The 22,322-nt window shown below is 65.8% G+C and carries 19 protein-coding genes and 1 pseudogene; 4 read left to right on the plus strand and 16 right to left on the minus strand.

Annotation, left to right across the window (positions count from 1 at the left end; translation table 11 throughout):
- Positions 1-224 precede the first annotated feature (224 nt).
- The 4 genes and pseudogenes from CF15_RS08165 to CF15_RS09325 all read right to left on the minus strand — a co-directional run.
- Positions 225-4,325 (minus strand): hypothetical protein, encoded by a 4,101-nt coding sequence (locus CF15_RS08165; protein ID WP_058371512.1) that lies wholly within the window; start codon positions 4,323-4,325, stop codon positions 225-227.
- Positions 4,326-4,578: 253 nt separating this feature from the next.
- Complete coding sequence (locus tag CF15_RS08170; RefSeq protein ID WP_201783119.1) at positions 4,579-5,745, minus strand: glycosyltransferase; 1,167 nt, start codon at positions 5,743-5,745, stop codon at positions 4,579-4,581.
- 183 nt (positions 5,746-5,928) lie between these two features.
- On the minus strand, positions 5,929-6,405 hold the full coding sequence (locus tag CF15_RS08450; RefSeq protein WP_275113636.1) for an NAD-dependent epimerase/dehydratase family protein: 477 nt from the start codon (positions 6,403-6,405) through the stop codon (positions 5,929-5,931).
- A gap of 10 nt (positions 6,406-6,415) precedes the next feature.
- Positions 6,416-6,733: pseudogene (locus CF15_RS09325) on the minus strand (GDP-mannose 4,6-dehydratase); the annotation flags it as partial.
- On the opposite strand from CF15_RS09325, the gene CF15_RS08180 reads away from it, so the two are divergent.
- Genes CF15_RS08180 through CF15_RS08190 form a run of 3 tightly spaced genes read left to right on the plus strand, consistent with a single transcriptional unit; the run spans position 6,732 to position 9,016 of the window.
- Entirely contained in the window at positions 6,732-7,469 is a 738-nt protein-coding gene (locus CF15_RS08180) for a nucleotidyltransferase family protein (protein WP_058371515.1), read from the plus strand. The pseudogene CF15_RS09325 and the gene CF15_RS08180 overlap by 2 nt on opposite strands.
- A 55-nt stretch (positions 7,470-7,524) precedes the next feature.
- On the plus strand, positions 7,525-8,163 hold the full coding sequence (locus CF15_RS08185) for a nucleoside/nucleotide kinase family protein (protein WP_058371516.1): 639 nt from the start codon (positions 7,525-7,527) through the stop codon (positions 8,161-8,163).
- Positions 8,153-9,016 (plus strand): nucleotidyltransferase family protein, encoded by an 864-nt coding sequence (locus CF15_RS08190; RefSeq protein ID WP_058371517.1) that lies wholly within the window; start codon positions 8,153-8,155, stop codon positions 9,014-9,016. The genes CF15_RS08185 and CF15_RS08190 overlap by 11 nt, the downstream gene beginning before the upstream one ends.
- Positions 9,017-9,025: 9 nt before the next feature.
- Here the strand turns inward: CF15_RS08190 and CF15_RS08195 are convergent, their stop codons facing one another.
- From CF15_RS08195 to CF15_RS08250, 12 genes are read right to left on the minus strand one after another with little or no spacing between them, the layout of a single operon-like run.
- Positions 9,026-9,700 (minus strand): ABC transporter ATP-binding protein, encoded by a 675-nt coding sequence (locus CF15_RS08195; protein WP_070807944.1) that lies wholly within the window; start codon positions 9,698-9,700, stop codon positions 9,026-9,028.
- Positions 9,672-11,261 carry a hypothetical protein gene (locus CF15_RS08200; RefSeq protein ID WP_058371519.1) on the minus strand — a complete coding sequence of 530 codons (1,590 nt, stop codon included), beginning with the start codon at positions 11,259-11,261 and terminating at the stop codon, positions 9,672-9,674. The genes CF15_RS08195 and CF15_RS08200 overlap by 29 nt, the downstream gene beginning before the upstream one ends.
- On the minus strand, positions 11,248-12,384 hold the full coding sequence (locus tag CF15_RS08205) for a hypothetical protein (RefSeq protein WP_058371520.1): 1,137 nt from the start codon (positions 12,382-12,384) through the stop codon (positions 11,248-11,250). Before CF15_RS08205 ends, CF15_RS08200 begins: the two co-directional genes overlap by 14 nt.
- Before the next feature lie 27 nt (positions 12,385-12,411).
- The gene (locus CF15_RS09010; RefSeq protein ID WP_168371374.1) at positions 12,412-13,380 is read right to left on the minus strand and encodes a hypothetical protein; all 969 of its coding nucleotides are present in this window, start codon (positions 13,378-13,380) and stop codon (positions 12,412-12,414) included.
- A 19-nt stretch (positions 13,381-13,399) separates the two neighbouring features.
- On the minus strand, positions 13,400-13,954 hold the full coding sequence (locus CF15_RS08215; RefSeq protein ID WP_058371522.1) for a DUF1616 domain-containing protein: 555 nt from the start codon (positions 13,952-13,954) through the stop codon (positions 13,400-13,402).
- A gap of 10 nt (positions 13,955-13,964) precedes the next feature.
- Positions 13,965-14,909: a DUF1616 domain-containing protein gene (locus tag CF15_RS08220; RefSeq protein ID WP_236698214.1), complete on the minus strand. Its 945-nt coding sequence runs from the start codon at positions 14,907-14,909 to the stop codon at positions 13,965-13,967.
- A gap of 3 nt (positions 14,910-14,912) precedes the next feature.
- Positions 14,913-16,193: a DUF58 domain-containing protein gene (locus CF15_RS08225; RefSeq protein ID WP_236698218.1), complete on the minus strand. Its 1,281-nt coding sequence runs from the start codon at positions 16,191-16,193 to the stop codon at positions 14,913-14,915.
- Between the two features lie 2 nt (positions 16,194-16,195).
- Entirely contained in the window at positions 16,196-17,134 is a 939-nt protein-coding gene (locus CF15_RS08230) for an AAA family ATPase (protein ID WP_058371524.1), read from the minus strand.
- Positions 17,085-18,101 (minus strand): DUF4350 domain-containing protein, encoded by a 1,017-nt coding sequence (locus CF15_RS08235; RefSeq protein ID WP_058371525.1) that lies wholly within the window; start codon positions 18,099-18,101, stop codon positions 17,085-17,087. The genes CF15_RS08230 and CF15_RS08235 overlap by 50 nt, the downstream gene beginning before the upstream one ends.
- Complete coding sequence (locus CF15_RS08240) at positions 18,098-19,927, minus strand: DUF4129 domain-containing protein (RefSeq protein WP_058371526.1); 1,830 nt, start codon at positions 19,925-19,927, stop codon at positions 18,098-18,100. The genes CF15_RS08235 and CF15_RS08240 overlap by 4 nt, the downstream gene beginning before the upstream one ends.
- Positions 19,924-20,169 carry a hypothetical protein gene (locus CF15_RS08245; RefSeq protein ID WP_058371527.1) on the minus strand — a complete coding sequence of 82 codons (246 nt, stop codon included), beginning with the start codon at positions 20,167-20,169 and terminating at the stop codon, positions 19,924-19,926. The genes CF15_RS08240 and CF15_RS08245 overlap by 4 nt, the downstream gene beginning before the upstream one ends.
- Before the next feature lie 6 nt (positions 20,170-20,175).
- On the minus strand, positions 20,176-20,850 hold the full coding sequence (locus CF15_RS08250) for a hypothetical protein (protein WP_058371528.1): 675 nt from the start codon (positions 20,848-20,850) through the stop codon (positions 20,176-20,178).
- 131 nt (positions 20,851-20,981) lie between these two features.
- Between CF15_RS08250 and CF15_RS08660 the strand changes: the two genes are divergently transcribed.
- Positions 20,982-22,127: a glycosyltransferase family 2 protein gene (locus tag CF15_RS08660; protein ID WP_236698215.1), complete on the plus strand. Its 1,146-nt coding sequence runs from the start codon at positions 20,982-20,984 to the stop codon at positions 22,125-22,127.
- Positions 22,128-22,322: the final 195 nt, after the last annotated feature.

A 22,322-nucleotide genomic window follows, 5' to 3' on the forward strand; every position in this document is an offset into this window, starting at 1 on the left:
GTTCACCCGCTCGCCTTCCCCTTCACACCCTACATGCACACAGAGAGCCCAAATATATAGGGGTTTACCCCCGTCGCGCAAGAGCATTCATCTAGAGCCCCGTTGGGGCCGGTAGACGCTCCGGGGCTAAAAACAGGGAGAACCCCAGAGTGGGTAGAGGCCATGTGAAAAAGCGCTCGGGGCAAGACTCTCCGAGCCCCCATGCCCTTCTTCTGCAGCCAGCGCTACCGGCCAACCGTTATAGTCAGCTCTACAGCGCTCTTGCTGAGCGGCTGCATGCTCACCAGGTCCTTCCAGAACAGTATCTTCACCGTGTAGGTGCCGGGCTCCGTCAGCACCGGCAGCGTCGCAGGCACATCGACCACGCTCTTGGCCGGCACCTTGTTGATCGCGTAGTTGTAGGCCACCGGCGCACCGTCCTTGTACACCACCGCTATCACGTAGGTCGTCACGTCGTAGTCGGCGATGTTCTCCACAGGTATCACTATCACCGCCTGCTTGCCAGGCTTCACCACGCTTATGTTCTCCAGCGTGGCGGCGTCCTTCAGCACAGCCTTCTCCGGGTAGGGTATCAGCGGGTATCTCACCTTCGGCGTGGGCGCGGCAACCTTGGTGCTGTTGACTATGTCCACCGGCTTGCCGTTGGAGCCGTACTCGTCATGGTACACCACGTACACAGTGCTGCCGGCGGGCGCGTAGATGGTGTTCGGGGCACCTATCTCGGCAGGGCTGCTGCTCAGCCTCACCGTGTACGTGAACACGCCGGTGTTGGGCCCAGTCTCGATCAGGGTTATGGTCTTCCTCACGTTGATGGCGCTGCTGTACACGGTCACGTTAACCGTGTCGATAGCGTTCGGGTCCTTGTTGGCGTCGAAGTCCTTCACTACTATAGTTAGCATGCTGTCGGGAGCCGGCTGCTCCGGCGTGAACTCTATAGTACCGTTCTCGGAGACCACGCTGGCAGTCTTGGTTATCACCTTCTGCTGGCCGTCAGCATCGACTAGGTCGGTGTAGGACACTATCACCGTGTCTACAGGGTTGACCAGGCTGTCGTTGAGGCTCAGCGTGAACACGAAGGTGCCGTTCTCGCTGCCACCGGTCTCTGGGTACACGGTGCTCAGGTAGGGCTTTAGATCGCTGGTCTTACCGCTGGATACCGCCAGGTAGCCCCGTACGTAGCTCGCATTCATGCCTATGAGGTCTGGGTCGTAGATCACTATCTTCACCGTGCCGAACGGGCTGACCTTCTCCGGCGTCACCGTCAGCTCCGCGGTGTGGCTGCGCACCATGAAGCTGCCGCTAGTGGTCGCGGTGTACACCTTGCCGGATATGCTGCCAGCGCTGACCGGGTCGGTGTAGCTCAGGGTTATTGCCTTGCCTATGAGGCTGCTGCACTCCACGTTCAGCTTGCTTGCTATCAGCCTTAGCAGCTCCTGGGCGGGCATGGTTAGCTGGAACTTGCCCTCAGCCACCTCATTGAAGCTGGCCCCGGCGGCGCTCTCCAGGTCGGCCACAGTTATGCTGGCGGTTGCCACGGTGCAGCCCTGGAAGCTCACGCCGAAGGTTAGATCGCTCGGCAGCTTGTCGTTGCCGGCGCCGGGTATAGTGTCTAGGTCGGGCTCGTAGAGCGTTATCGTCACGCTGTCGCTCAGCTTATCAGCCACCGTGGGCTGGAGCGTCAGCTCGGCGGTGCTCGGGTTCTTCACCGGCAGCTCTACGGTCACGTTCTTGTCCACGCTTGTATCGTTGTACATTATCACTAGCTTGCCGTAGGGCAGGTCGCTCAGCTGCAGCGTTATGCTCTTACCGCCGAGGGTTATCTCAACGCTGCCATTGCTGTAGAAGGTTATGCTTAGCGTGCCCTTGAAGTCACCGGTGTCTATGTCGGTCTCCGGCAGCTTTACCTCCTGTATGCTCGCCGGGCTCGTCTGCCCGTACTTCAGGAAGTAGAAGTAGAGTGTAGCGTTCTCAACCTTTGCTGGGTCGGTGTTAGCGTCGCTGTCCTTAACCTCTACTGTGTAAGTTATGCTCACGTTTGCGCCTTTGGCGGCCGCTATCGGTATCTTGCTTATGGCTATCTCCTGGCCGTTAGCCACCGCGTAGACCTTGACCTTGCCCTCTATAGCTTGTATGGCTATGGTGCTGTTGTACCACCTGCTGTTTAGCGTGTCCTTGAAGTCCACCTCTATCTTGTCGTTGTTCTTTAGGTCTAGGTTGCGCAGGTAGAGCGGTATCTTGTAGGTGCCGGTGTCGGCGCCGGTCTCGTAGAACGTCTTGATCACGAACACCCTGTTCAGCTCAGTGCTGTTTAGCGTGTTGCCATTCTTCTTCACGTATATCTCTGCTACCGTTATGCCGTTGGGGCTGCCGTAGTGCAGCACCGCGTGGTCGCCAGCTATCTTCATGTAGAGGGTCTCGTTAGCGCTGGGGTTGAGGTTGAGGTTGCCGCTGATCACCTTCATTGTTACTGCCTGGAGCGGGCCAGCGGTGCTGGGCAGGCTCACAGTGGTCGGGTAGAACTCCAGCGCAGCCGTCTTACTCCTGTCTACGGGGGTGCCCTGCACCGAGTACTTGTCGTGGTAGGTCACCACTATCTTCGCCACACTGCTGTTCACGTAGATCACGCCGTTAGAGGTATCTATGCCGGCGTTCCCACTGCTGCTGGGCAGCATCACCTTGAGGGATGCCGTGAACTCGCCGGCGGTGCCCGTGGGCTCAAGCTGCACAGTCGCGGTAGCGATATTGTTGCCGCTGCTGTCCACCAGTGCCACGTCAACGCTCGGGCTGTAGGCGTCGATGTCGGTGAGGGTTATCGTGAAGGCCTCACCGGGCTTCACGCTGCTGGGTATGCTGAGCGCGCCGGTCTGCAGCTTTATGAACGCGTCCACCTCAAAGCTGCCGCTGCCGGCCCCGCTGCCCTCGGTGAAGCTTATCGATACCGGGGCGTCGTTCACAGCGTAGGTGCCGGCTATGAACTCGTAGCTGGGCACATCGTCCCTGCCGGGCATGTAGAGCTTGAACGTCAGCGCGCTACCCTCCTGGTAGACCTCTCGTATGAACGTGTACTGCTCCGGCGTGTAGGTCACGTTGATTTCCTTGTAGTTAGGATCGCTTTCATACCTGGTATGGCCCTCGAAGCTGTTTATGTTGGTCGACACGTTTGCGGGCACTATGGTTACGCGTACACATTTTATGATAACGTTGGTGTTGCCGGGGTCTACCTTGGTCCAGTTGAATATCTGGAAGCTGGACCTATCGCTAGTGAGTACCGCGAATACCGAGCGGTTGTACCAGCTAGTACCATTGTAGGCGGCTATGCCTAGCTCCACGAATATGGTAGCGTCCTGCGGCACTTCGTTGGCCGTTAGGCTCAGAGTTGCCCAGTTATTGGTTGTGTTTATATAGAGCTGGGCGATTATGTTCACGCTGCTTATGTTGGTGGCGCCGGCCTCGAGGGCGGCTGCCTTCATAGCAGGGGTGCCGTCGCTGGCTAGGTTGAATACCTGGACACTGGTATTGCTGGTGAGAACCTTGTTAGCGTTGGAATTCACGTAGGTTAGCGTGTTGGCGGCTGTGGGGTTGGCCAGCAGTGTTGGGTCGTCTACACTGAACTCTACTACCTTCTCGGGGGCCGTGTATAGGTACCCCTGGGTTAGCAGCCTGGCCTTGCTAGGCCCTATGTTTATCCTCACTGTCTGGCTGCCCAGGTCGCCGGCCTCTATCTTGACCTCTATGTAGGCAGTGTTAGCGCTTGGGCTGAGGGCGTTGACTATCGGCCAGGCGCTAGCTATGTTGGCCGATGTGAAGTTGTATTTGTTGCCGTTGGTATCCTGCATGTTTGTTATGTTCTGTACGGCCTTACCCTCTAGAGCTATCACGGGGCTGACCCTGGAGAGGGCGTCTGCCAGGCTGCCAGCGGTGTAGATGTTTATGCCCAGCTCGCTCATATTGTATATCTTCGAGGCCGTGCCTATGGTGGTGCTGCTAGTGTTGGTGTAGTTCCAGGGGAAGACCCTTTTCTCGAAGGTCTTGTTGAGGGCTATGAATACGTGCCACTCGTTGCCGCCGGCGTAGCCTGCTAGGAGGAGGTAGGGCTCCCTTGCGAGCGCGTTGCCGTTAGCGTCGTAGGGTGTGACCGATACTGCTAGCGGGTGGTCGCTGGGGACGCCCTCCACCTTGATTAACAATATGTTGTAGTTGAGGTATGGCGCTGGCACGACCTCGACTGTGAAGCTCTGGGCTGCCGCCTTGGTCGCTGCTAGCGGGGACAGTATGGGGGCTAGTATCAGGGCCATGGCTATGAGGGAGGCTATGCGCGTGTTCATGGTCTTGCCCCTCTATGGGCGCACCTCTTCCTAGCGCCGTCGCGTCTGGTAGGGGGTGCGGGTTTTTGGGGTGTATGGCTGCAGGTGTATACACTGGTATACACCTGTGTGCTACGGGGCCCCAGGGTTTAAGGAGGGGCCCAGCGGGCCCCGCGGGTGCGTGCACCTGGGCCGACGGAGCCCCGGAAGCGCTATCGAGGGGAGGATTCAAGGGGAAGGATCGGGGCGCGTGCCCCAGAGGCCGGGGAGGGGGCTAGCCTGCCGCGTGGCCGCCGCGGAGGAGGCGGCGGTAGAGGCGGAGGTGGCGGCGGGCCACCCGCCTCCACTCGGTGCGGGCCGCGTAGCTGTAGAGGAAGCTCATGTAGGTGACTACGGTCTCGTAGTGCCTCAGCGCCCAGCGGAGGAGCCGGGCGAGCGCCCCGGGGCTGCCGGGGGGCGTGGTGAGCCGGGGGGCGTACTGGTAGAGCTCCGCGAGCTTCGGCACCCGGGTGCCTATCACCGGCCTCATGCCCCCCAGGGCTAGGTGGAGCATGCCGCTCACGCTGTAGAACCGGGTGTGCCGGTAGGGGAGGAGCACCAGGTCCGCGGCCGCCAGCAGCATGAGGAGCTCCCGGTGCTCCAGGTACCTCTCAAGGAGGACGAGGTTGACAAGCCTCCCTATCTCCTCCAGCGTCCCGAGCAGCCCCCGGTCCCAGACCTCCCCCGCCACCACGAGGGTGGGGGCGGGGCCGCCCCCGCCGCCGAGGAGCCGGAGGGCCTCGAGGAGCGTGTCCAGCCCCTTGTCCCGCTTGAGGAACCCCGGCACCACCACGAGGGCGCCCCGGAGGCTCCCGAGCCCCAGGCGCTGGAGGAGCTGGTGCCGCGGGAGCCCAAGGTAGGGGTTGAACCGTGTGCCGTGGGGGATCCTGGCCAGCCTGGAGCCGGGCACCCCCTGGCTCCTCAGCTCGAACTCCTGGAGGGGGCTGTGGACCACCACAGCGTCCACGGGGCCCAGGCGGGACTGGAGCCCCAGAGCCTCCCTCTCCGGCGTGTAGGGGTGGTGGACCGTGTGCATGGTGAACACCACCCGGGCCGCCAGCCCCTCCTCCCGCGCCCGGAGCGCCGCCCGGAGGACGGCGTCGCTGTAGCCGTAGAGGCTGTAGTCGTGCTGCACGTGGAGCACGTCGACACCACCGGCCTCGGCCAGGGCGTCGGGGAGATCCTCGACACCCGCGCCGCTGCCCCGCTCGAAGAGGGGGACCACACGGGCCCCCGCGTAGTCGTTGACCCACGGCTCCCGGAGAGACCGGTCGGAGAACACGAGGACCTCGACGCCAGGGTCGACGGAGCGCAGAGCGGCGGCGAGCATCCTGGTGTACTCTCCTATCCCGCAGTGGGTCGGCGGGTAGCTGGAGACAATGCCGACCCTCACAGCCGGCACCAGGGATTACCTACGCCCGCCGGAGGCAATCAGAGTTGCTCTCAGAGTTGCTCTAGAAGGGGCCCAAGCCCCCGGAGGGGCTACGCCCCCAGCTCCTCCATGAGGCTCCTGGCAGCGAGCCTCACCGCCTCCCCGCTGGTGTAGCGGGCTGCCAGCCCGTGTCCCCGGCCATCCTCGTTATGTCTAGGAGCATGGGCTCCACGTCCCCCGGGGCCAGCCCCGGCCGCCGGGGGTCGCCGGCCTGTACACGTGCTCCACGCCGGCCAGCCCCATCTCCTCCTCAACTATCCTGGCTATCTCCTCCACCGTTATCCAGCCCCTGTTCCCCACGTTGTAGACCCGGAGCGCGTCCCCGCCGCGTAGCAGCCCGTCGAGCGCCGCCATGGTGGCCTCCACCGCGTCGGCCACGTGGAGGTAGCTCTTCCTCTGGCTCCCGTCGCCCAGTATCTCGAGCCTCTGGGGGCTCTCCCTGAGCTTCACTATGAAGTCGTGGATGACGCCGTGCCTGAGCCGGGGGCCGACTATGTTGGCGTACCGCAGCACCAGGCCCTGGAGCCCGTAGAGCCCGGCGTAGACGCCCACCATGGTCTCCGCCGCGGCCTTGGTCGCGCCGTCTGTGCCTAACCTCGGGGTTGGCAGCGTAGTGGAGCACCACGTCAACGCCCCTAAACCCGTCCAGCCAGCCTCCCGGCTCCAGCAGGTCGGCCCTCACCAGCCTGAAGCCCCTCTCCCCGAGGAGCCCCCGGATGTTCTCCACGCGGCCCGTGGAGAAGTTGTCTATGCCGACCACGCTGCAGCCCTCCCCGAGGAGCCTCTCGGCCAGATGGCTCCCCGGGAACCCTGCCACACCGGTACCAGGGCCCTCAAGACCCCGGGTCACCCTGCAGGGATGCCACGCCAAACCCGGGGGCCCGAGGGCCTTGCAGCTATACCTTGCAGCTATATATCCCGGGGGGCCGGGGGCTGCAGGAGGAGGCCGGCCCCTCATGGAGGCTGTAGCGGCTATCCTGGCTGGCGGGGAGGGCAGGAGGCTGAGACCCTACACCGACCTGATCCCCAAGCCCATGATACCGGTCGGCCCGGAGGAGAAGCCGGTCCTCGAGCACATAGTGGAGTGGATAGCCCGCCACGGGGTAAGAGACATAGTGCTCCTCGTAGGCTACAAGTGGCGCTACATCCGCAACTACTTCCGCGACGGGGCGGGCCTGGGGGCCAGGATACGCTACTCTGTCGACACCCCGGAGTACCGGGGCACGGGGGGCGCGCTCCTCCAGGCCTACCGCAGAGGCCTACTGAGAAACCCCACCCTCGTCTGGTACGGCGACATACTCGCAGCCCTAAACCCCCTAGACCTCCTAAAAACACACGAGGAGAAGAGGAGCCACGCAACCCTGGCAATCGCCACCCGCTACCAGGTGCCAGTCGGGGTAGCAGAGATGGGGGAGGACGGCAGGATAACAGGGCTGCGCGAGAAGCCAGAGCTAAGCATAAACGCCACCATAGGAATCCTGGCGGTAGACCCCAGCGTCCTAGACGAGGCCGAGCAGAAGCTGGGCAGAAACTTCGACATCATGGCGGGCCTGATCCCCTACATGATAGAGAGGGGCTACAGGGTCTACGCATACATCTACAACGGGCCGTGGATAGACGTGGGGAGCATGGAGAGGTACGCAAAGCTGGACCCGGACAGGCTAGCCGAGATACTAAACCCGGAGAACACCTAGCCGTGGAGCCCCGGCAGCCCCCGGGGAGCGGCTCTCGGAGGGATGACGGCTGTAGATGGGAGCGGCTCTATGCCTGTTCGGCGCTGACGGCTCCGGGAAGACGAGCATCGCTAGGCGTGTTGCAGCATATCTGCGCGGCCGCGGGCTGCGGGTCAGCGTCGCCTGGGTTCGCGGCTCCCATACCCTCGCCTCCCTACTCGCTAGGATGCTCTCAAGGGCCTCTGCCTTCCGGGGTGCGTGTAACCCCTACTACCGGATCTGCATCCCCCCGGCTATGAGGAGGCTATGGGTCTTCATAGAGTTTGCCTCCGTGCTTCCCGTCGTCTTGGCCAGGTTTGCCGCCCCCCGCCTCCTCGGGCGTGTGGTTGTTGCCGAGCGCTGCCCCCTAGACTTCCTGGTCTGGCTTGTGGTCACTCTGAGGGATACCAGTGTCGTGGGCAGCTTCTATGGGAGGTCCACTATATCCCTCTCGAGGCTCCTCTGTAGCCGCATCCTCTATGTACGTGCCGGCGTGGAGGCACTGCTCTCCAGGAGGAGGGGCTCCGGAGAGGAGCAGCTTATCCCTCTAGAGCTGCGGGTCTATGACCGCCTGGCCGAGGCGCTGGGCGCCCCCCGCATAGACACCACTGGTAGGAGTGTAGACGAGTCATTCTCTGAAGCGCTGGAGGTGCTCGGCCTTAGCGGTGAACAGTGAAGCCTTTAGACTCGTCTACGAGGCCGTCGTCCACGGCAGGGCTGTAGAGCCTGGGGAGCTTCTAGAAGAGTGCATCGAGGCCGCCTCGAAGAACAAAGTGCTGCTAGAGTTTCTGAGGGCTGCAGGCGTGCAGGGGAGGCTGCGGGCCCTGGAGGAGGCGAGGTACAGGCTCTTCCTTGAGGCGCTGCACCTGGTCTCCAGGGCTCTTAGGGGCCTCAACTACGTGTTCTTCAAGCTGCGCAAGCCTGCGAGGTACGTGCCCTCGGATATAGACGTGCTCGTAGACCCCGGTGACGCCGCTAGAGCCCGGCGCCGCCTAGAGAGGGTAGGGTTCCGTGTCGAGGTGCTAGAGCCCTACACTATCACCATGAGGAGGGGGCGGGTGATAGTAGACCTCTACACCTACCCAACAGTGGGCGGTGTGGTCTACCTTGACGGCCCCCGCCTGCTAGAGTATAGGGAGCTGGGGGTTTTCGAGGGCCTCGAGATACCCCTACTGGAGAGGCCTCTAGAGGCCCTAGTCGCTGCAGCCCACGCGGTGTATAAGGAGAGGCTCTACACGTTAAACGACTACGTCACCCTAGCCCGCTGGGGCTCGAGGACCATGCTCCGGCTAGCCGAGGAGCTTGGATGCAGCGACGCTGTACGGGAGGCGCTCCGCATCCACAGCATGGTGTACATGGGGGGTGTTCTCCCCTACAGGATACCGCTAGCCCGCTGGCTCCTCCTGCTCCTGCGTAAAGCCTCCAGGGACGCTGCGACGCGGGCCACCCTCCCGAACATCGCCAGGGCTTTCGAGGACCCCCGGTTCGGGGAGCTGGTGAGGTCTAAGCTGCTCCGGGAGACCTACTAGCATCGCATCCTAGGCTATCCTCCTCAGCCTCCCCTCGGAGAGCATGTACTCCCTGTCACCGCCGTAGAGCACGCCTAGCTCCGTGGTCGTTATCAGCGCGGCTGCCCCCCTCTCCCTCACATAGTCTCTCAGTAGGCTTAGCACCGTCTCCCTGGCCTCGTCGTCTAGGCTGGAGAGGGGCTCGTCTGCGACAACCAGGCGCGGCTTCTTCACGAGCGCGCGGGCTATTGCCGCCCTCTGCCTCTGGCCCCCGCTCACCTCCCCCGGATACCTCTCCTCGAGGCCTTTGAGGCCAAGCCTCTCCAGGAGCATGCTGGCCTCCCTTCTAGCCTCCTCCCTGCCCACACCCATGAGGCGGAGTGGCAGCGCCACGTTGTCGACCAGGGTTAGGCTTGGCAGGAGCCTACTATACTGGTCTACATAGCCTATATGCTTCAGCCTCAGCTTTGACCTCTCCTGGTCCCCTGCGCCCGTGACGTCACTCCCCATGAAGACTGTCCTCCCTCTAGTGGGCGCCAGGAGGAGAGCCGCTATCATTGCGAGCGTTGTCTTCCCCACACCGCTCCTCCCATGCACTACTAGGATCTCGCCCCTCTCCAGGGAGAGGTCGACCTCCCGGAGTATCGTGTCTGCTCCTCTCTCGAACCAGACACCCCTAAGCTCTAGGATCAACGCCCCCACCATAGAGGTAGGCTTGGACCCAGAAGTTATCGTATACCCTGCTGTACCCCTCCCGGCTGAAGAGGCCCCCTAACCGGTATATGCTGTGGAAGAACTTGTAGCCAATGCGGTAGTTCTCGTAGTACACTATGTAGAGCTTGCCGGGCCTGGGCGCCCCGCCTTGGAGCAGCATGGCGGGCACGTCTCTGGAGTCTACGTTCCTCTCCATCAAACCGTAGTAGTAGACCTTCGTGTCCCCCACTAGCGTTAGGTTTCTCGAGGCATAGGCGAACACAGTGTCGAAGCCCCTGGTCTCACAGAGGGGGTAGTACCAGGTATACGATACCTTATCCCTATAGCTGACTATGTTCACGGATACCAGCAGCCCGGAGGCGAGCGAGGCGGCGGCGACAGCTGCCGCGAGAAGCCTCACCCCTCCACCTCCCCTGCCCCACAGGTAGCCCACGAGCAGGGCGAGCATGGGCACGAGGTAGTCCAGGAACCTGTGGATTATACTGGAGACCCCCGGGGAGCCGAACAGGGCGAATGCCGTGTTGAGCGCTATGAAGAGGCCCAGGGCCGCCTCCAGGGCGCCTAGCAGCCGGTCGCGGATAAACGCCACCAGGGTGAGCGCAGCCGCTATGGGCGCAGCGTAGGGGAGTATGTGGCTGCTACTCATCCTAACCCCTATCATGGCTGCAACCGAGCCCCGGAAGGCGAGTATATAGGCCATAACCGGGATGACCGGTAGCACGGCTGCCGCAGGGCTCACCCGCCCGGCGAATACCAGGAAGCCGCCATAGATCACAGCAGCGTAGACGAGGTACAGGGCGGCATCGCGTAGACCCAGGGGGAGCTGGAGGCCGTAGCGGCCGTAGAGGGTGTAGTAGGCGGCGAAGACCAGGGCTTCAAGCGCGGCCAGGAGGAGTAGGCGGGCCCCAGCCCCGGGAGCCGCTAGCCGCAGGCCCTTCAGGCTGCAGGCGAGCAAGGCGTAGGCAAGCCCAGCGGTAAACCCGGCGGCCATGAAGCTGGCTAGGTGATGCGATACAGCCATCCCGAGGGAGAGCACCGCTGCCAGGGCGAGGCCCCTGGCCGCCAGGGGCTCCTCCAGGGCGCGGAGGGCTAGGGCTAGGAGGGCGAAAAGCATGGGGTATGCGTAGACCTCCTTGAGGGGGCTCGAGGTGAACACGAGCAGTGAGGGCGTGAAGCCGAGGACTAGCAGGGATAGAGTAGACGAGCTCCGGTCCAGGATCCTCCGGGCAAACGCGTAGAACGCCACCATCATGCCGGCGGCGAGGGCCGCGGTGTAGAGGTACATGTACACCCCTCTAGCTGATAGCCCGAGCACGGCTGCAGAGACGGCGGCCGACAGGATGACCCCGGGCCAGTGGTTGTTATAGCCGTCGAACAGCTTGTCTTCCCAGATACGGGCCTGAGGGTTCTCTAGGAGCACCCGGGTGTCGCGGTAGAGGGGCCAGACGTCGGTGGAGAAGAGGCTGCCCGACATGTAGGCTGGGAGGAGGCGGGCAAGCACAGCGAGCACCAGTATGGCTGACAGCGCTAGAGCAGCTCTACGCCCGGCCATCTGGCTTCACCATCCACACGCCTGCAGCAAGCATAGCCGCGCCCAGGGCTAGCGAGGCGGCGAGGATAGAGGCGTCGGGCACCAGGCCAACCCTGTAGTGCAGTATGCCGAGCCTTACGCCGGGGAGGATCCTCCATGCAGCCGCCGCGGCCGCCAGCCCCGCGGCCGCGTAGTGCGCTAGCGCCAGCGCTGTGATACAGGCCCTGGCGCTGCGCAGCGGCAGGCCCAGCTCGTGGAGCAGCTCTAGCTCCTCGGAGCTGCCGAGTACAAGCGACTGGCCCAGCGTGTAGAAGCCTAGGCCTAGGAGGAGGGTGACCGCCGCCTGGAGTGCCAGCAGCAGGCTCCTGCTCAGCCCCACCCTCGAGAGGAGCATGCTGGTGTACGACTCGTAGGCGCTCGCCGACACCCCTCCACCGTGGGATCTCAGGGCGAGCAGCGCCCTCCCCACCATGCTCTTCTCGGCGGCCGGGAGGCCGAGGAGCCTCACAGCCCTCTCAAACCCCTCCAGGCTATCGAGGAAGACTATGGCTATAGAGGTGCTGCCCGGGCCCAGCCCCCTTATAGCCATGGCTGTAGCGGGGTTCGTCACCAGCTCATAGCTCAGCGGGCCGCTAGCGTGGAGCACGCCCTCGACGCGCAGCGCGTAGTCCGAGCGGGTGAAGGGGGAGTAGACGACTATGACGTCCCCCCTATGGAGCCCTAGCTCTCTGGCGAGCGCGGAGCCCGGCCACACGCAGCCGATGCAGTGGTCGTCGAAGGGCCTCCCCAGCACCTTGTAGCTGCCGGCCACTATGACGAGGTCCTCCCCTCTAACCCCCCGGACAACTATATCCGTGCCATGGTATTCCACGAGCGCCAGTACCTCGTAGACCACCTTCTCTACCCCGGTGAGCCTGCGGAGGGTCTCCTCGAGCGCGTGCCCGTCAATCCTCGAGGTGAAGGGTGCAAGCGAGTAGGAGGAGAGGACCAGGTAGTAGGGTGTAGGGGCCCGCCTCGGCTCGGTAATGTAGTCCGGCAGGGTGTAGAGCACGTCGATAATACCCGCGTTAACCAGCACTGCCAGGATGTAGAGCGCTGTAGCCGCCGCTAAGAGCGCGTAACGCCTAGACTCTAGAACGCCCAAGACGGCCCGCGGGCACGCCATCCCGCGTCACCCGCCGCGCTGGACGGCCGCTACAGCCGCGGCCACGGCCTCTGCGGTGAAGACGCCGGCCAGGGACACGAGGCCCCCGGGGCTGGGGACCGGCTGGAGGGGGGCGGGGGCGCCGAAGAGCCTTAGAGTGTAGAGCGCCGCATGCATGGCGAAGACTCCGAGGAGCACACCGTAGGCCGACATGAGCAGCCCTAGGAGGCTGAGCGCGAGGGCGAGGGCCAGCCGGGCCTCCTGGAGGGGGACCCCCATGCTGTAGAGCGTCTCTATATCCCCCTCCAGGGACTGGACGGCCCTCCTGCACGCCATGTAGGCTATAGGCAGGTATACCGCCGCCACAAGGTAGGCTAGGATCCTGGCATACTCCGAGAGGGCCGCCTCCAGCCCCTCAAGCACCGGCTGCTGGCCGGGGACGCTGCACAGCCTATACTCCTCCCCGGCCAGGCTACTCCACGCCCCCGCCGCCAGGACTATGGACGCCGCGTAGAGGCCCCCGCCCCCGTGGATGCATGAGACCAGGTAGCTGCGGCAGCCCCCGCCCATGCACAGCGTGAGCCTGGAGCCAGGCCTGGCCCCGAGCATGCCCGCCAGGAGGCTTCCGAGGGAGAGCGGGGCCTCCCCGGCCGCCCGGCAGCCGGTAATCCCCTGGAAGCCCCCGGCATCGACTAGGAGCACGGGGGCCTCCAGCGCCCTGCCCCCAGCCTCTACCCTCGCGAAGGCAAGGTGCACGGTGGTGCAGCCCTGCGCCCCGGCGCCCGGGGGCAGCAGTAGGAGCGAAGAGCCCTCCCACCGCGCCAGGAGGGGCTTGGCCTCCTCCAGCGCCCTGGGCACGAGGCTGTAGGCCGACGCCAGCGCCGCCGGCGTAGAGACAGCCACCAGTAGTAGGAGGAGCACATCCCTGTGCATGGCCGCGGAGAGCAGCACCCTCAGCAGCGCTGGGAGAGAGGCAGCCCTCCCCACGGCAGCCACCACGCTGGCCCATCGGGGTTCAGCGGCTCCTCCCCCGGGCCTCGGCCTCGAGCCTCACAAGCCTATACTTCCTATAGGCTGCCGCGGCCAGCATGGCGGCCACGTAGACGGTTGTAGCCGCCATTATCGGCTTCAGCCTTATACCCCAGGGGGTGTAGTTGAGCACCAGCCCTATCAGCGGGATTACGGCCAGCGAGAGGCCTATGGATAGGGCGAGCCTCTCAAGGGGTGTAAGGCTCCCCTCCTCCGGGTAGAGGGCCTCCACGAGGACGTAGCCCGGTATGAAGAGCACGTAGATGCTCCCAGCCACGTAGCGTAGAGGCTTGGCTGGCGGCGCCGCCCCCGAGAGGGCCACCGAGGCATGGGTCAGCGCCACTAGGGCGACCACGGCCCAGAGCCATAGGCTGTAGTCGAGCCTCAGAAGGTACTCCCGGAGGCTCCTGGGCGGGGAGGGGTCTATGAGCCTCATCCTCCCGCCGGCTATGTCCTGGTATAGGCTCTTCAGCACGCTGTACAGCTTCTCCCCCCTCTCCAGGCGCTCCCTCACGAGCTGCTCGAGGGTCTTCCCCTCCAAGGCCCCTCTCTCACCCTGGGCTGACCAGCTTGAGGTATAGGTGGTTCCACCTGCCCGTGTAGACCCAGCCACCCTTCCCCGGGTCGTAGACCCATAGCTCGAATATCAGTGCTGCTCGCTGGCCCATGAGCCCCCGGGGAGGCTCCACCGGCACCACTACCCTGAATGTCGTGTTGCCGCCGTCTCCCAGGACCCCCCTCCACTCCATTAGCGGGGGCTCCGGGGAGGGCGTGGTGTTGCTTGGGAGCGTGGAGCCGTTGCCAACCTTGTAGACCACCTTGTAGTATATCGGCTCCCCCATGTGGTTGTCGACGAATATGCATAGGGTCAGGTTCTCCCCGGGGTAGGCCTCCGCCGGGTAGTAGCCTATCTTGCACTCCTCGTTGAGCAGGCCTAGCGCTGTGAACGGCTCTATGCTCCTCGGCCTCAGTATCATAGCCGCCGTGAAGACTGATGCAACCACTATGACCGCCATTATTACGGCGAAAACCTCCTCGTCCATTATGAGGCTGCTCCGGCTCCTCCCAGCCGGCCTCGTGGAGACGATCCAGCCCCTCCTAGCCCGGAACCATAGGTAGAGGTAGACGCGGGGTATCAGTATGTAGGCGGCGGGGGCCAGCGCGAGCGCGGCTGCGGCAAGACCGTAGCGGCGGACCACCATGCGGAGGTGGATGCCGCGGACTCCGGCCTTCAGGGCCTCCACAGTGCTGGCGGCGCTTGCCACCGCCGCCTCCGCGCCACTGTAGTCGCCTCGGTTGATCCTCTTCGCGGCCTCGTCGAGCAGCTGGACTATACTGGTTACGTTCGCCCCACGGCTGTAGAGGAGTGACGCATCATGCACCAGCGCCCCTATCTTCTGGTCGAGCGCAGCCACCGCGCCACGGCTCCCGGCCGCCGGCTGGAGCAGCACAGCCGCCAGGAGGGCTATAGCCGCTGGGACCAGGGCTAGGCGCACCAGCTACACCCCGTGCCCCCGGCTGCGCCAGGGCAGGAGCTCCACACCCATGCGGCGGAGCTTCCTCGCCACCAGCTCGGCGCTCCTATACACCCTGTACGCCTCCTCGAGGCTCTCAGCGTCAAGCCAGGGCTTCGCAGGCATAGCCACTACTACCTCTACGCCCCTCCGCCTAAGCGCGTCCACCAGGTCTAGGGTATCGCGGACCATGTGGAGAACCATGGAGGCTATAAAGGTTCTTCCAGGCCTAGCCAGGGCATCCACAGCCTCCAGGGGCCCCGCCGGGACCACCCCCGCCCTCCCCGCCAGCCCCCTCAACGCCTGGAGAACCTCCCTGCTGGTCAGGGGCTCGGCGTACTCGTAGAGCTCCAGCCTCTCAGCGGCCTCGCTCTCCAGTATACGGTCCAGCAGGTAGGCTAGCAGGACCCTTGGGCTAGAGTGGGCTATTATCCTGCCCCGCGAGAAGTCGTAGGCTAGTAGGGGCTGCTCCCCCTGCCTCACCGCCGCCACAGCGGCCGAGAGCGCTGCCGAGGCCACAGCGTCGCATGTGGCGGGCCCCCTGCACCTGGTGTCGAACACCAGCGCCAGGCCGCCTGCCGGGGCCTCCCTGTAGTCCCTCACCATGAGCCTCTGCGTCCTAGCGGTGGCTTTCCAGTCGATCCTCCTGGGCAGGTCCCCGGGCACGTACTCCCTGGTCTCGTAGTACTCGCCCCCCATGCTCCTCAGGGCCCAGGGGGCTGGGAGGCCCTCGCCGGGCCAGGCGCCTAGCCCCCCTAGGCCCAGGAGGCCCAGCGCCTCGAGGACCCGGTAGAGGGTCTCGGGTAGAACCCTCAGCTCAACCCGGGCCTCCACCCCCCTCCTCAGCCTCAGGAGGCCTAGGGGAGCCTCGAACACCACCACCAGCCGCTGGAGCCTGTAGACCCCGTAGTGGGCTGGGGCGAGCCTAGCCCTCACCCTCACCCCGGCCCCGTCCACGGGCACAGTTTCCAGGACATGGAGCCAGGCTGGCAGCGACCCCTCGTCGAGGCGGGCGCGGCCCCTGCTGCAGGCGACTGCTAGCTCCACCACCGGCCTCTCCCACGGCCACAGCCTCCTCTCCACCCGGGGCCCGGCGCTGCAGGACGCCCTCCCCGGGCCCAGGGCCAGGTAGGCGAGGTCCAGGACCAGGGGGAGAGCCGCCAGCGCCAGGGCTAGGGCTAGCAGAGGGTCCCCCGTAGCCGCGTACAGCGCGGCCAGGGCGGCGGCTACCGCTGCCAGCCCCGCCCCCCGCTCGGTGAGCTCCACGCTCAAATCTTCGGTACCTCTACCTCCTCGAGCACCCTAGACACTATGGCTGAGGCATCCGCCCCCTCGGCCTCCCGCTCAGGCCTAAGGACTATCCTGTGGCGCAGCGTGTAGGGTGCCAGCTGCTTCACGTGGTCGGGGATCACGTAGTCCATGCCCTCTAGGAGGGCCAGCGCCCTGCTACCCTTGTAGAGCCATATCGACGCCCTCGGGGAGGGCCCTAGGAGCACCTCCTCCCTCCTCCTCACAGCGTTTACTACATCGACTATGTACTTCCTCACCGAGGGGGCTACGTGCACGCCGCGGGCGGCCCTCCTCAGCTCGGCCACGTCCCGGGGCTCCAGGACCTTCCCCACTCTAGCCTCGTCTATCTCGTCTATCCTCGACAGCAGCTCCACCTCCATCTTTGGGTCGGGGTAGCTCGAGGCGTAGGAGTAGGCGAAGCGGTCCCTCAGCACGGGGGTTAAGGGGTAGGTCCCCTCAGAGCCGACGGGCATCTGGGAGGCCACGACCATGAAGGGCTCCGGCAGCCTGAGCGTCTCGCCCTCGATCGTCACCTGCCCCTCCTGCATCGCCTCCAGCAGCGCGCTCTGCGTCCTTGGGGGTGCCCGGCTGAGCTCGTCGATGAACAGGACGTTTGCGAAGATGGGGCCCTTCCGGAGCACCCACTCTCCTCTCCGGAGGTCGTAGAAGTAGGTGCCAAGTATGTCCGATGGCAGGAGGTCGGGCGTCATCTGGACTCTTCTAAACACGCCCCCTATCACCTGGGCGAAGAGCTTTGCCGTCGTCGTCTTCCCGACCCCTGGAGGCCCCTCTATCAGCACGTGGCCCCCGCTGACCAGGGCGACCGCCAGGAGCCTAAGGAGGTCCTCGTAGCCCAGTATGTACCTCCTAAGCTCCTCGATGGCCTCGGCCAGCTTCGCGGCCGCGCTGGGCTGCATGACGCATCTCCTCTGCAAGCCTCTTCAGCGTATCCGGGTCCCAGCCGGGGTGGAGCGCCAGGAGTCTTTCAACCTCGCTCTCGGGGCCGGCGCTCCTCCCCCTCCGGCGGGCCGCCCTGCAGAGCCTCCTGCCCGCCTGGTAGGCTGCCAGGCCCAGAGCCGCCGCCAGGGGGTAGCGGAGCGAGGTCTGGAGGGCCGCTGCCGCAGCGCCTGCCAGCAGCCTCCTCGCGGCCGTGTAGAGGCCTGGGCTCCACTTGTCCGCGACTATATAGGCCCTCCTCCCCCCGGCCAGGAGCCTCGCGAGCTCCAGGTTGTCCCCCAGCCCCAGCATGGAGTTTATGAAGACGCTTGAGTCCGCTACCAGGTAGAGCCTCCCCCGCCCCAGCCGCGCCTCGAGGACCGTGCAGAAGGGGCCGTGGGGCTCCCCGGGGTCGTGGCGGCCGTTCATGTTGGCGTCTATGTAGCTGAATGGCGTGGAGTAGCCTATACACCTCCCCTCCGCGGCCTCGATGAACGTGCCGTAGTTTAGGTAGACTCTCAGCTCTCTGCCCCCCACCGCGACCCTGGCGAGCGGCAGGTACTGGGAGCGGTGCATGAAGAGGGGGTCTGCCAGCAGCGAGCCGTTAAGCCTCACCCTCAGCCCCATGAGGGCCAGCAGCGTGTTCGCCGTGCCGAAGTCGTCGGCTACGACCAGCACCCCGCCCCTCTCCACGAAGGCTTTGAGTGCTCTAGCCTCCTGGGCTGTGAAGGGCCGGCTGGGGCCTATGACGAGGACCAGGCTGTTCCCGGGGAGGCTCCCCGCGTCCATGGCGGCGACGGGCCTGGCCCCCAGCAGGGCCGCCAGCCTGCTCATGCCGTTCCAGAAGGGGTTGTCTAGGGCGAAGTCGTCGGTCGAGGGCACCAGGGCTATGATCAGCAGTAGCAGCGCCAGCGAGAGGGCCAGCCCCGCCGCGGCAGCCCTCCTCACGGCTCTCCTCCCCCGGCTGTGAGGCTGTGGAGCGCTGCTAGGAGCCTCTCCATGCGCCTGCGCAGCTGCTCGAGCAGCCCCCTGGGGCCGCCGGGGCCGTAGGCTATCCTCTCCAGCCCGAGGAAGACCTCCTCCACAGCCCTGTAGATGCTCTGGGGGAGCCTCCCCCGGATCCTCGCCAGGTACTCCCTGAGCGTGTAGCTGGGCCTAGGCTCCACCCCGGTGGCCTTCCTCAGGGCCTCCAGGAGCCGGTGGTAGAGGCCCCGTATCCCCCCGCCGCTCCCGGGGGGCTGCTGCGGCGCCGGCTCAGCCGCTCCAGCGGCCCCGCCCCTCCCCGCCCCTCTCCCGCGTCCACGCCTCAGCAGGAGGCCCGCCGCGGCAGCCAGCGGTGAAGAGGCTGCTACGAGCGCGGGCGTGTTGTACACCCTGACCCTGATCTCCTCGTCCACGCTCCTGTAGCTGGGGCTGAGCGGCTCAACGCGGACGTGGATGCTGGCCACCGTGCCTAGGTAGCTGTGGGGCACTCTCAGCTCCAGATCCGCTCTCCTCCCCTGGAGGGCCAGGCTGAGCCCGGCCTCGGGGCTCGAGACGACTATCCTCGAAACGGTGTCTGTGAGCACCTCCAGCCTGCCGGGCAGCCCGGTGAGGAGCAGGCTTGGAGCCCTCACCTCTACGTGCGGGGTGAGCCTCCGGACCCGGAGGGCTAGCTGGACAGACGCCGGGCCTATGGCGCCCTGGGGGAGCGTCCTTACAGTCACCGTGTAGGCTCCCTCGGCCGCGTCCGGGGGGACCCTCACCTGGATCCTGGCCGGGCCCTCGACTGGGCCTAGCAGCTGCCTGCCGGTGAACGGCGTCTCGACCACCACTCTAAGCCCCCTCATGGTCTCTATCTCTAGCGTGGTGCTCTCCCCGGGGGCCAGGGTGTCCCTGGCAAGCCTCGCCTCGAGGGGAGGCTCCACGTAGTCCACGTGGACTGTTATGGTCGCCGACCTCGAGTACCTGTAGAGCCCCCTGTCGGGGCCCTGGGGCGTGTACTCGGCGTACACCGGCACGCTGTGCATGTAGATGTCCAGCCTCGTCTCCAGCGCGTAGCAGCCCCCGGGGCCCGTGACGGCCTCCAGGGTCTCAGGGCCTAGGTGGACTAGCACCCTCCTACCCGGCAGGGGCTCCCCTGCAGCCGTCTCGAGGCAGCCCGCCAGGTGGAGGATGCCGCCGGGGGCCAGGCTCGCCGGCTCGGCCGTCACGTTTACACGGGTGGGTGTCAGCTCCACCAGCCCCTGGGCCTCCCTCTCGAGGCTCCTAAGCTCCGCCTCCAGCCTCTCCAGGGCACCGCCTATACGCGCCAGGATCTCCTCCAACCCCCTGCCGGGTATGCCGTGCCTCTCCAGCTCCCTGGCCGCGTCCCTTAGCTCGTCGTAGGTCACCCTGGCCCCCGTGAGGCTCGTCCTCGCCTTGTCGAGCAGCTTGGCGGCCGTACCGGGGTCCGACACTGCTATGCTCCTCCTGGCCTCCGCCAGTAGGCTCCTCGTCTCGTTGACCTGAGCGGCGAGCCTGTCTAGCAGGCTGTTAAGCCTCTCAAGGGTGTAGCGGAGGCCCGCCGGGGCGTAGACCTGCTCCGCGAGGGACAGCCCCGCCCTGGCGGCCGAGAGGTTCATTGACCCGATTGCCTCCGCGACCCTGGCGTAGAGGGCCAGGAGGGCTAGGGGGCTGGGCCCCTCCCCCCTCGCGGTGGAGGGGTCCACGTGCCTAGGGGGCCTGGCGGCCCAGGCTGCCGCCAGGGCGAGCAGGGCCAGGAGGGCTAGGGCTGGGAGTACGCGCCTCCTCACCGCCCGAGCACCTCGGCCACCCTGAACCCCACGGCTATGGTGAAGGCTGCGAGGAGCGCGGCGTGGAGCCAGTCCCTACCCCTCCTCGCAGGCCTGAGCACAGCCTTGACCACGGTGTACTCCAGCGTGTACATCGCTATGTATGCGTCCAGCCTCTCCTCCCCCAGGGCCCAGAGCGTGGACACGGTTAGGGCCACCATGATGGCGAGCAGTGTGTTGGCTAGGCGGCTCCTATCCACCATGAGGCTCTACCCCTCGGGCCTCCCGACGACTATCCTCCTGGCCCGGGGCCCGGCCCTCCGGTCGGCCTCCAGCAGGGCGCTCCCCCATAGCAGGGCTGCGGCGGAGGCGGCCACCACCCCGTATATGCTCCCCACGGTGTCCTCGAGGCTCGCCGGAGCCGCCACGCGCTCCCCGTGGACCTCGACCACCAGCCTGTCCCCCTGGTCGACGCAGTCCAGCCAGTCGGCTAGGCCTAGGAGGTCTGTGAGCAGGTACCCCACCGCCGCGCACGGCTCCGTGAAGCCCTCCACCATGCTCCCCGAGACGGGCGAGCGGAGGACCAGGACCGGCCTCCCCCCGCAAACCGTTATCGGCGTGGCCGGGGGCCCGCCGGGGCCGGGGCAGCCGGCCGCCCCGACGTAGATGTAGACCGTGCCGCCGCTGCTCCGGTACAGGCTCGGCCCCCGGGCCCCGAGGGCCTCCAGGAGCCCGGCTATGTTCGAGAACGCGTTCTCGAGGAGCAGGAGGGCCTCCCTCACCCCGGTGCAGGCCTCGGGGGTGAGGTACATGGATGCGCCCACCACCGCCAGGCCCAGCCAGAGGGCCGTGAGGGGCCCGGGGCCTATGAGCAGGTAGGTGGCCGCCGCGAGCACCGCCGCCGAGACTGCTACGGCTAGCCCAGCTGCCTGGTAGGCGGCCATCGCCGGGCCTCCCTGCCCCACCGGGGCCCGCGGCACCTAGCATCTTAAACCCTCGCATACCGTAGGTGCTAGCCGCGCGGCCTGGAGGCTCCAGGCTCCCTCTCCCGGGGCCGCGGGGGCTTGCAGGGGTCTTGAGGGCCGGCATGAGGGGCCTGACGGTACTGATACCCGTCCTCGACGAGGCCGAGGCTATAGGCAGGGTTATAGACGAGGTCGTCTCGGCGGGCGTCCCCAGGGAGAACATCCTGGTCGTGGACGGGGGCAGCAGGGACGGGACGGTCGAGATAGCCAGGGCCCGCGGGGTGAGGGTGGTGAGGCAGGAGGGCCGCGGGAAGGCTATGGCTGTCAAGACGGGGCTGCGCCACGTCTCAACCCCCTACGTCCTCGTCATGGACGGGGACTACACGTACCCCGCGGAGTATATACCCGTCCTCTACCGGGTCCTGGTCGAGGGCGGCTACGACCTAGTGATAGGCGCCCGCGTGCCCGAGCGGGGCGCGCAGAGCCTCGTCTACCGGGTGGGGAACGCGCTGCTCACAAGGCTCTTCAACCTCCTCTTCGGCACCAGGCTTAGCGACGTGCTGAGCGGCATGTACGCGGCCCGGACCAGGAGGCTCCGGGAGCTGGGCTTCGAGATGCAGGGGTTCAGCATAGAGTCCGAGATAGCCGCCCACGTGGCCTCCACCACGGGGAGGATAGCGGAGGTCCCCATCAGGTACAGGAGGAGGCTTGGGAGGAAGAAGCTCCGGGTCCTCCACGGCCTGTCCATAGCCAGGGACATGGTCCGGCTCGCGTGGAGGTACAACCCCGCCTTCCTCATATTCCTGCTAGGCGGCCTCCTCCTCGCCCCGGGGCTCGGGCTGGGGGGCTGGGTCGCCTACATGTACCTGGCCCACGGGGTCAAGCACTACGTGAAGGGGCTGGCAGCGGTGGTGCTCTCCTCCACGGGCCTCGCCAGCCTCCTCCTCGCAGTGATGGCCCTCTACCTTAAGAGGGCCGAGATGAGGCTCCAGAGGAGGCTGGAGGAGCTCGCCGAGAGGCTCAACCGCCTACTGGAAGAGCGCGTCGATGAGGGGGGAGAGGGGCCTGGCGAGCCTCCCAGCCCTCTCCCCGAGCAGCCCCCGGGCCAGGTCGCGGAGGTCGCGGCGCTCCAGGACCCCCAGCCGGCCGTAGGCGGGGTAGCTGAGCGCGAGGAGGGCGGCGCCCGCGAGCCAGTGGAGCCCCAGGATCCTGGCCAGGGCAGCCAGCGCCGCGGGCACGGCGGCAGCCCCGCCTAGCAGCCTCCAGTCGAGCCGCAGGCCCAGGCCCCCGGCCACGGCCGCGCTGTAGGCCAGCCCGGCGTAGGAGCCCAGGGCGTACGCCACGGCCGCCCCGAGGCCGTGGAGCCTGGGGACGAGGACGAGGTAGAGGAGCAGCCTGGGCAGGCTGGCGGCGAGGCCCTGGGCGAGCACCAGGCGGTACCTCCCATGGGC

It is taken from the genome of Pyrodictium occultum (genome assembly GCF_001462395.1).
Lineage (GTDB): Archaea > Thermoproteota > Thermoprotei_A > Sulfolobales > Pyrodictiaceae > Pyrodictium > Pyrodictium occultum.

What these genes read in the sequence shown, in the direction of transcription:
- CF15_RS08230 (WP_058371524.1), bottom strand. Translation starts at nt 17,134, where the DNA reads ATGCAGCCCAGCGCGGCCGCGAAGCTGGCCGAGGCCATCGAGGAGCTT.
- CF15_RS08200 (WP_058371519.1), bottom strand. Translation starts at nt 11,261, where the DNA reads ATGGCCGGGCGTAGAGCTGCTCTAGCGCTGTCAGCCATACTGGTGCTC.
- CF15_RS08165 (WP_058371512.1), bottom strand. Translation starts at nt 4,325, where the DNA reads ATGAACACGCGCATAGCCTCCCTCATAGCCATGGCCCTGATACTAGCC.
- CF15_RS08250 (WP_058371528.1), bottom strand. Translation starts at nt 20,850, where the DNA reads ATGGCCGCCTACCAGGCAGCTGGGCTAGCCGTAGCAGTCTCGGCGGCG.
- CF15_RS08180 (WP_058371515.1), top strand. Translation starts at nt 6,732, where the DNA reads ATGGAGGCTGTAGCGGCTATCCTGGCTGGCGGGGAGGGCAGGAGGCTG.
- CF15_RS08195 (WP_070807944.1), bottom strand. Translation starts at nt 9,700, where the DNA reads ATGGTGGGGGCGTTGATCCTAGAGCTTAGGGGTGTCTGGTTCGAGAGA.
- CF15_RS08245 (WP_058371527.1), bottom strand. Translation starts at nt 20,169, where the DNA reads ATGGTGGATAGGAGCCGCCTAGCCAACACACTGCTCGCCATCATGGTG.
- CF15_RS08185 (WP_058371516.1), top strand. Translation starts at nt 7,525, where the DNA reads ATGGGAGCGGCTCTATGCCTGTTCGGCGCTGACGGCTCCGGGAAGACG.